The organism is Escherichia sp. E10V10 (assembly GCF_004211985.1).
Classification (GTDB): domain Bacteria; phylum Pseudomonadota; class Gammaproteobacteria; order Enterobacterales; family Enterobacteriaceae; genus Escherichia.
The window spans coordinates 1-1,037 of the sequence record NZ_RHJO01000060.1 but is presented as its reverse complement, the minus strand read 5'-3'; the positions used below and the strand labels follow the sequence as shown (position 1 = coordinate 1,037).

Genomic DNA, 1,037 nt, shown 5'->3' with positions numbered 1-1,037 from the left:
CTGAAATCCCGCGCCAGCCGTTCAATACCGGCACCGATGCGCACCGATGTCCAGCCATTCCACTCCCGGCCATTTACCCGTAGCGTGACATTGTCGTTCATTGCACTGGCACCTTCAGAGGGATCACCGGCACAAAGCCGGGATGCGTAATGGCATTACGCCGGATAATGTCCGCGTCACGCGCCGCGTTATCAAACCAGGTCGCCGCCAGCACCAGCGCGGGTAAAACCTCATCCGGTGTGCGCTGAATGATCCGTGCAGACTGTTCAAGGCGCGTGTTGATATCCGCATTCAGATCTGCTTTCACCCGGCGCAGCGCCAGAAACAGCGCATCGCTGGTTGTACGGGACAACTCCTTATCAATTGCCGTATTCAGTGTGTCGCGAATGTCAGTCAGTTCTTCCCACGTCGGCAGGTCAACCGTGTTTTTCACCGCCGATGCATTGTTCAGTGCCGGATGCGTGACGGAAGGCCAGCCAGTGCTCTGCGCGGGTGTTGTTGCCTGCCCCACTGCGGAATTCTGCATCACCGCGGAAGTTGTTGGCGCAGGCAATCGGGTGACGGCATACGCCGCTTCGCTGATTGCGGTCGTACGAAGGGTGCTGGCAACCACGTTACGCTGCTGCGTCGCCGTGGCGGTGGTTTTACTGTCCGTTTTCCAGACGCCGCGCGGTTGCAGATCGCTGCCGAGGCTGACACCGGAAAGCGTTTTGATCATGGTGACCAGGTCGCTGGCGTTACCATAAAGGCGTTTCCCGGTACGCCACATTTTCTGCACCTGCTCAACGAAATTTTTGCCTGACGATGGCGGCGGCAGAAGTACCGAGATATCCCCCTGCAACAGCCTGGCGGCATCCGATACGGCAGAATCCACCACTTTCATCGCATCAGAAACATACCCCAGCATTATGCTGGCATTACCGATAACGTCGTTCTGCACGAAATCCGCCACACCATCGATACTGAAACCGCTGAAGCTGTCACTGATGCAGTCATCCAGTGCAGAACAGGATGACATCAGCGTCTGCGCCGTCGCC

At 57.6% G+C, this 1,037-nt stretch carries 2 protein-coding genes; both read right to left on the bottom strand.

Going from position 1 to position 1,037, the window contains the following annotated elements; genetic code table 11:
- A partial coding sequence (locus tag D9736_RS23305; RefSeq protein ID WP_342210762.1) for a phage baseplate assembly protein occupies positions 1–101 on the bottom strand: 101 nt, incomplete at its 3' end.
- On the bottom strand, positions 98–1,037 hold a 940-nt coding region (locus D9736_RS23300), incomplete at its 5' end, for a DNA circularization protein (protein WP_130259272.1). The genes D9736_RS23305 and D9736_RS23300, both read right to left, overlap by 4 nt.